Raw genomic sequence first — 8963 nt, forward strand, 5'->3', positions numbered from 1 at the left:
TCAAAGTAAATAGAATAGTGTTTTTAGATATTCATAATACTCTCATAGTGAGCAAAAATTATCTGAATATGAGCTTGATTTTTCAACTTCAATTTATTTGATTTTGCATACTTCTGCATTTCAACTTCTTTCTTACCAAAAACCTTAAAAAACTCTTTTGATTTAATTGACATTGGTAAGTAGCGGTCATCAGTCATATAATAATAATCTGCTTTTGCATCTAAATATTCATCAACTAATTCATTATGCACATTTACAGGAGAACCATTATCTCTTTTGATGTACTTTTTGTTGTGTTTTTTATAAACCTGAATAGTATTTCCAGCATATACAGATTCCATATATGTAGGTATACCATTTAAAATACATTTTTCAAAAACTACAGTTTTATCATTGTAAGTCCATCCAAAGCTTTTGATATTATCTTTATCGATAATAATCACTTCTTCACCTGTTTGATACCATAAATCATTTTTGTGAATGTCAAAGTTTAAGAATTTATTCGTAAATCGAGTTCCTTTGGTATCCACAACATAACCTAGATCAAACTCTGTATTAAGAAAAGGTGTTCCTTTATATTTTTTTTCCTTTTGCCCTAAAATTAAATTAAGGTTTTGTCTGTTGGGGTCTACAAGATCATATAAGTCATAATAATCTGCAGTAGGTAATACTTGTTGAGAGTATAATAGATTGGATAGCAATAATGTACCTATTAGTAGAATTAGCTTATTCATTGTGTTAGGAGATAGTTTAAATATAAAAATATTGTAATTCAATAGTTTACAATAGTTCAATATAATGATTTAATATAAAATGATTACATAATCTATTGAAAAAGTAATCATTGATCAATCATTTGAAATCTTAAAATAAAAAGCCTGTGTTCAAAATATCAAAATAGGCTTTTTACTTATTTATAGAGTGGTTCACCATTTGAGTTCGTGGTGAGAACGGCACTCATATAATCAAAGAATGGTCTAATGTCAGTGTATACTTCAAGTACTTTTTCAATGAAGTCCGCTTTTGTTACTTCACTATCCTTAAAGCTTTTAAAAGCGATAAATTGCTTCTTACGGATCAAGTCTATAGCTGGATCATTTTTATCAAACCCTCTCGGAGCAGATTTTAATTCATCTCCATGAAGTTCACCAAAAGTTTCAATAAATTTTGGCGCTGTAATAATGTCTCTTAATTCACTGGCATCATAAGATAATTCTTCTCTTATTCTTTTTAAATCATCAGAATTTGGTCCCCAAAATCCTCCTCCAACAATAGATTTTCCACCAGGTTCAATATGTAGGTAATAGCCACCTCTAAGTAAAGGTTTTTCTCTAGAGAAATAACCACTAAAATGCTTTTTATAAGGTGCTTTATCTTTAGAAAAACGAACATCTCTATAGATTCTATACACTTTATGTCCTTCGATTTTATCTGTTTTGGACAATCCATCTTGTACTTCTTGGAAAAAAGCTTTTATAGTAGCGTTATGTTCCTGATAAGTAGGTTTATGCTCGTTGAACCATTCTCTATTATTATTCTCACTTAAATCTTTAAGGAATTTGAAGAGGTCTTTTGTTATCATCTTTTATTAATGAAAGAGGGAGTTGTAATGAGAAAAAATCTGTACTAGATCTTTCTTATTAGTAATTTTTTAATTATATGACTTAACATATTTATGCTTTGTCATTTTTTCATCACCAAAAATTAAGAAGAACTCTTTAGAGTTGCTAGAAAGCGGCACAAAAACTTTTCCTTTATCTAGATCTTCAATCTCATCTTTTTAGGCAAATCTTTTTCAAATGATTATTTTTATTCGATAAATATTGTTCAGTATAGGTATTAAATATATATTCATTTTTATAAACTAAAATGATTTTTTAAGCAATGTCAGCATCTACTGTATTTATTGTAATTTTTTTATATTTCTGTTTTCTAATGCTAGTCTCTCAATTGACAGCTTCCAAATCTGAAAACGAATCTACAGCTTTCTTTACAGCCAACAGAAGTTCTAAATGGTATCTGGTAGCATATGGAATGGTTGGGGCAACATTATCGGGTGTTACCTTTATTTCTGTTCCCGGAATGGTCGATAAGTCGGGTTGGAGCTATCTACAATTTATGATGGGGAACATGATTGGATACCTGGTGATTGCCTATATTCTCATTCCTTTATTTTATAGTAAAAAGCTAATTTCAATTTATCAATATTTAAAGACGAGGTTTGGAGGGACTAGTTATTTAACGGGTTCTTTTTTCTTTATGGTTTCTCAAACAATTGGAGCATCATTTAGATTATATCTTGCCGCTTTGGTTTTACAAATCGCATTTTTTGATGCTTTTGATATTCCATTTTGGGTTTCAGTATTAGTTACTTTGCTATTGATCTGGCTTTATACATTTAAAGGTGGTATTAAAACAATAGTTTGGACAGATACATTACAAACTACCTTTTTATTATTAGCTGCAGTTTGGACCATTTACACCATATATTCTTCCTTAAACATGACTATTGGGTCTATGGTTTCTACTGTTGCAGAAAGTAGGATGTCTGATGTTTTTGTGTGGGATTGGAAAGCTGGTAATTTCTTCTGGAAACAATTCTTAGCAGGTATTTTCATCACAATTTCTATGAATGGTTTGGATCAAAATATCATGCAGAAAAATCTTACCTGTAAGAATGTAGGAGAGGCTCAAAAGAATGTATTATGGTTTGCTATAGCTTTCTTTTTATCAACAGTTGTCTTCTTAACATTAGGAGTATTATTGTATGAATATGTAGGGTATAATGGCATTCATCTTCCTGAAAAGTCGGATGAATTGTATCCTATGTTAGCTTTAAATCATTTTGGTTTATTTACCGCAATTGTCTTTTTATTAGGTATCACAGCGGCTGCATTTTCAAGTGCCGATTCAGCATTGACTGCGTTAACAACAGCTTTTTGTGTAGACTTTTTAAAATTAGATACACAAAAAGGAAATACAAATAAGACAAGAAAATTAGTGCATTTAGGTTTCTCTTTTCTACTATTTTTAGTAATTGTTGGTTTTAAAATATTGAATGACGATACCGTTGTTTCATCAGTATTTAAGTTTGCAGGTTATACGTATGGACCTTTATTGGGACTCTTTATTTTTGGTATTTATACCAATCGAGTAATTATAGATCAATTGGCAATAGTGGTTTGTCTCATCTCACCAATTATTTCAATAGTGATAAACACTTTCTCAAAAGAACTTCTATTTGGTTACCAATTCGGTTTTGAGATCCTTTTGGTAAATGCATTCATTACTATTTTGGGGCTATTTTTAATTTCAAGAAAATCTTAATGTTCTCATTTAAATCCATTGATGAATAAAAAATAGTTGTTAATATGATAAAATAGGTCAATGGTCTAAAAATGTTGGTGTATGAAAAGCTTTCAAGTACTTTTAGTAGTAGATAAATGAAATAAAATGAATAAAACTGAACGCATACTATCGCTTGATATTTTTAGAGGACTAACAGTAATATTAATGATCTTAGTTAATAATCCTGGAACATGGTCATCTATCTATCCACCTTTTAAACATGCTTCATGGCATGGATGTACACCCACAGACCTTGTTTTTCCTTTTTTCTTATTTATAGTAGGAGTCTCCATTAGCTTTTCAATGGGAAAAGTGAAAAAAGACCCTTTGAATAGAACTAAAGCGATGCGAAAAGCAATATGGAGGGGAGCAAAACTTATTGGTATAGGTCTCTTTCTAGGCTTGTTCCCTTTATTCGATTTTGAAGGAATGCGTATTCCTGGTGTATTACAAAGGATTGGGTTAGTGTTTGTGATTACAACAAGCTTATTTCTTTATACTTCTAGAAAAACAATATGGACCACTTTTATGGTTTTATTATTGGGTTATTGGGCTGCAATGACATTAATTCCAATTCCAGGTTTTGGAACTCCTGATTTAAATAATCCAAATGGAGTTCTATCCGCCTATATTGATAATTTGATTTTAAATGGTCATATGTGGAGTGGTACAAAAACATGGGACCCTGAAGGATTATTTTCAACGTTACCAGCCATTGGAACCGCAATTTTAGGTCTATTTGCAGGTGAAGTTGTTAAAAATAATAGTAAAGAAATGGTGGTGAAAAAACTATTATTGAGTGGTGTAGTAGGAGTTGTCATTGGACAAGGTTGGGATAGCTTATTTCCGATAAATAAGAGTTTATGGACGTCTTCTTATGTGATGTATACTGGAGGTTTAGCGGCAATAGCTTTAGGTTTATCTTACTATATTTTTGATGTTAGAAAACTAGGAAGAGATAAAGTATTGCTTCCAAAAGCATTTGGAATGAATCCTATGGCTGCTTATGTATTAGCTCAAATGATCGCAAGTATAATTGGCTTTTTACCTATGGGAGATACAACTGTAAAAGGTCAGGTATTTGCGTTTTTTCAATTAAGTACTTTATCACTTGAAACATGTAGCCTTCTGTTCGCAATAAATTATACTTTATTGATTAGTCTTCCAATTCTCTATTTATATAGGCAAAAGATAGTAATAAAAGTATAAGAATATTTTACATCATTGAGGTTAGTTTTTTTTGAAAAGAACTAACCTTTTTTATTATCACAACGATTTATTTAGTAAGTTATTAGGATAGATAATTCTGTGATAAAGAATGTTTTAGATGTTTAATACAATTAGAAACTCCAAAAAAAAATCTTTCTATATACTTTTCTCTATTAGTATTATTCTTATTTTGGGAGTGTTAATTACTTTAGTTCTTTTATACAAAAATCAACAAGATTTACACTGTAGTCAGATAAATAGATACAATTCTTATCGTTTGGGAAATGCAATACGTGAAAGTGATGATCTATTAACTGAATATTGTACAAAATTTATCATAACAGAAGATCCAATTTGGGAAAAAAAATATTGGGATTTAGTTGCTTTAAGAGCAGGTGAAATACCAGAAGGAAGTGGATGGACTACCTCAATATTAGATAGTATGTACCAAATGGGATTCACAAAAGAAGAGTTTGACCTTTTAAAAATCGCTTTAGATAATTCTAATAAGTTAGTAGAAAAAGAAACAAGAGCCTTTAATGCTTCAAAAGGGTTGTATTTAGATGATAATAATAATTATACAATTCATGGTGAGCCTAATAAAAGAACGGCATTAACTATTTTAAATGATCAAGATTATACTTTTTTGGAAAAAGAAGTAGAAGAGCCATTAATTAAATTTGAAGGCTTGATAGAAGCAAGAACTAGACTTTTAACATTGGAATTGAAAGATCGGGGTGATTTATTAATTAAAATAACAAGTGTACTCATTTTTATAGCTGTAATGATATCCGTTCTAACTCACAGATTAATAATTAATCGATTAAATCAAAAAGAAAAGTTAGCTGATGAATTAAATATTATAAGTAAAGAACAGGCTTGCCTGTTTAAAATATCCCAATTACTCGATAATTCAACGAAAAGTATTGAACACATATTAGAGTCTTCAGTATTCATAATACCTTTTGGGTGGAGCAATGCAGAACAAACAAGTGTGAGAATAAAATATAAAGAGTTTATTTTTACTTCAGTGAATTTTTCTGTTTCAGAAACAAAACAAGAAGCTGTAATTAATGTACAAGGAGATTCAAATGGAATTATTGAGGTATTTTATAATGGTAATATAAAAACATCAGAAAATACTTTTAGCCCCAAAGAGCAAGAATTAATAGAAACTATTGCTTCTCTTTTAAGTAGTTTTTTTGAAAGGAAAAAAGCACAAGTCAAACTAATATTGAAAGAACAACAACTACAATATGCACTAGATGTTTCCAATGAGGGGATTTGGGAATTATACAAGGAGGATGATTTTATTAATTTAAGTCCTAAATGTTATACCCTTTTAGGTTATGAACCTGTGACTGAAAATAATAAACATATCGATTTATGGAATACTTTTATTGTTCAAGAGGATCGTGAAAAAGCTTTTGTAAATAACCTAACAAGAATAATTAGGGAAGGGATTCATGATCATATTTTTAGAGCGAAAGACGTAAATGGTCAATTTAGATGGTTGCATACAAAAGGGAAGGCTGTAGAGTTTACAAAAGATAATGAACCATCTAGAATTGTAGGTACAATAGCAGATATTACAGACCGTATTCGACAAGAGGAAAAAATCGTTAATGCAGTTTTAGAAACAGAGGATAAAGAAAGGAGCCGCATTGCAATGGAAATCCATGATGGTTTACAACAAACGATGTCTACTTCTTTATTGAGCTTTGAAAAACTTAAATCAGTATTGCATTTTGAAAATAAAAAAAATGTAGAAAGATATGAATTAGGTTATCAATATTTAAAAAAGGCAATTGAAGAAAGTAGAACACTTGCCCATAATCTAATGCCTAAAATTGTAGATGATAATGGTTTAGTCGTTGCTATAGAAGCACTTATTTCTTCTTTTGAGGAATCTATTTCTACCCAATTTATTTTTGAACATAATTTGGGAGATCACCGATTAAAACTTTCCAATGAAGTGACATTATATCGTATCATACAAGAAGCTATCAATAATATTCTCAAATATTCTAATGCTCAGAATTGTACTATTCAACTTCTTATGCATTCAGATGTTTTAATCTTAACAATAGAAGATAACGGAGTAGGTTTTAATCTTAAGGAAACACAAGACTCTTTTGGGATTAATAGTATGAAAACAAGAGCTGAATCTGTAGGAGCATTCTTTGAAATAAATAGTAAATTAGAAATAGGAACTAACATTTTGGTGGAATTACCTTTAGAAAATATAAATGGAAAAAATTAAGATATTGTTAGTAGATGATCATGTGATGATCAGAAAAGGAATAAAGTCTTTCTTTGAAGATGAAGATATAGAAGTTGTCAGTGAAGCAAATAATGGAGAGGAAGCTTTGGAAATTCTGAAAAATGGACAAGTTGATGTTGTAGTAACTGATATAATGATGCCTAAAATGGATGGGATCCAATTGGCTCAAAAAATTAAAGAACTACATCCAAATATTAATGTGCTAGCTTTGACAATGATGAATGAAAACCATAACATTAAGAAGATGTTAGCAGCAGGAGTGCTTGGTTACATTTTGAAAGATTGTTCACAAAAAGAATTGATCCAAGCAATTAAGAGTGTAGCAGAAGGAGAAAATTATTATGCTCAATCTGTTACACAAAGCATCATGGCAGGACTTTCATCAAAACCGACCAAAAAACAACGTACGATTAAAGAAATAGATTTAACAGAACGGGAAAAAGAGGTTTTACATCTTATCTGTAAGGAACATAGTAATCCAGAGATTGCGGAGAAATTATTTGTATCTACAAGAACAGTTGAAGCACATAAGAGAAATCTAATAGAGAAAACAGGGTGTAAGAACGTTGCAGGTTTAGTTTTGTATGCGATAGAAAGGAATTTATTTGATGATTTATAATACTAAGTAAAACCCTTAATTCTTTAATTTAAGTAATTTGTCATATCATTTTTATACAATAAATATTGACCTTTGTATCGTTGACATAAACAGTAAGTTGTTAAATGTTCAATTATCACAGACCCAAATAATTATTACTGTATTGTGTGTTATAATTTAGAAAACTTAAAATCCTTATAAAGGCTTTGAATGACAATTTGTTGTTTGAAGCCTTATTTTTTTATTAATTATTCAATCTAAGTGAATCACATAATTTGCAATAATAGGTGAAATTGATATATAATTAGGCAAAAAAATAAAGACCTTTGTATCATCAAACGAAGCAAAAATGAAGAAAATTTTGTAGATGAATAGAATAAAATTTAAAGGAACTATTTAGTGTTAGATTGTTATCACAAAACTGTAGATGTGTAGAACTCAAACTTATTACCTTATTCCATAGGCTCTTCAATGTAAATAATCATTGGGAGCCTTTTTTATTAATTATTCAATCTAAGTGAATCACATAATTTGCAATAATAGGTGAAATTGATATATAATTAGGCTAGAAAATAAAGACCTTTGTATCATCAAACGAAGCAAACATGAAGAAAATTTTGTAGATGAATAGAATACAACTTAAAGTAACTATTTAGTATTATATCGTTATCACGAAAATGTAGATGTATTGAACTCAAACTTATTACCTTATTCCAGAGGCTCTTCAATGTAAATACTCATTGGGAGCCTTTTTTATTTACCTTTCAATCTAAGTGAATCACATAATTAGCAATAATAGGTGAAATTGATATATGATTAGGCAAAAAAATAAAGACCTTTGTATCATCAAACGTAGTAAACTTGATACTTAGAATTTTGTAGATGAATAGAATACAACTTAAAGTAACTATTTAGTATTATATCGTTATCACGAAAATGTAGATGTGTAGACCTCAAACTTATTACCTTATTCCATAGGCTCTTCAATGTAAATACTCATTGGGAGCCTTTTTTATTAATTATTCAATCTAAGTGAATCACATAATTTGCAATAATAGGTGAAATTGATATATAATTAGGCTAGAAAATAAAGACCTTTGTATCATCAAACGAAGCAAACATGAAGGAAATTTTGTAGATGAATAGATTAAAATTTAAAGTAACTATTTAGTGTTATATTGTTATCACGAAACTGTAGATGTGTAGAACTCAAACTTATTACCTTATTTCAGAGGCTCTTCAATGTAAATAAACATTGGGAGCCTTTTTTATTTACTCTTCAATCTAAGTGAATCACATAATTAGCAATAATAGGTGAAATTGATATATAATTAGTCTAAAAAATAAAGACCTTTGTATCATCAAACGAAGCAAACATGAAGAAAATTTTGTAGATGAATAGAATACAACTTAAAGAAACTATTTAGTGTTATATTGTTATCACAAAACTGTAGATGTGTTGAACTCAAACTTATTACCTTATTCCAAAGGCTCTTCAATGTAAATAATCATTGAGAGCCTTTT

General features: G+C 29.5%; 6 protein-coding genes. 4 read left to right on the forward strand and 2 right to left on the reverse strand.

What is annotated here, in order from left to right; genetic code table 11:
* Positions 1–23 precede the first annotated feature (23 nt).
* Complete coding sequence (locus ACXAHM_RS20270) at positions 24–734, reverse strand: hypothetical protein (protein ID WP_474963941.1); 711 nt, start codon at positions 732–734, stop codon at positions 24–26.
* Positions 735–910: 176 nt separating this feature from the next.
* Positions 911–1582 (reverse strand): DUF2461 domain-containing protein, encoded by a 672-nt coding sequence (locus tag ACXAHM_RS20275; protein ID WP_474963945.1) that lies wholly within the window; start codon positions 1580–1582, stop codon positions 911–913.
* 302 nt (positions 1583–1884) lie between these two features.
* Between ACXAHM_RS20275 and ACXAHM_RS20280 the strand changes: the two genes are divergently transcribed.
* The 4 genes from ACXAHM_RS20280 to ACXAHM_RS20295 all read left to right on the forward strand — a co-directional run bounded on the left by ACXAHM_RS20280 (position 1885) and on the right by ACXAHM_RS20295 (position 7460).
* Complete coding sequence (locus ACXAHM_RS20280) at positions 1885–3327, forward strand: sodium:solute symporter (RefSeq protein ID WP_474963949.1); 1443 nt, start codon at positions 1885–1887, stop codon at positions 3325–3327.
* Positions 3328–3453: 126 nt separating this feature from the next.
* Positions 3454–4557, forward strand: coding sequence for an acyltransferase family protein (locus tag ACXAHM_RS20285; protein ID WP_474963953.1), 1104 nt, complete (start codon positions 3454–3456; stop codon positions 4555–4557).
* A 118-nt stretch (positions 4558–4675) separates the two neighbouring features.
* Positions 4676–6820, forward strand: coding sequence for a PAS domain-containing sensor histidine kinase (locus ACXAHM_RS20290; protein WP_474963957.1), 2145 nt, complete (start codon positions 4676–4678; stop codon positions 6818–6820).
* Positions 6807–7460, forward strand: a complete 654-nt coding sequence (locus ACXAHM_RS20295; RefSeq protein WP_474963960.1) for a response regulator transcription factor — start codon at positions 6807–6809, stop codon at positions 7458–7460. Before ACXAHM_RS20290 ends, ACXAHM_RS20295 begins: the two co-directional genes overlap by 14 nt.
* Positions 7461–8963 lie beyond the last annotated feature (1503 nt).

The organism is Flammeovirga sp. AWQ4_249 (assembly GCF_056161045.1).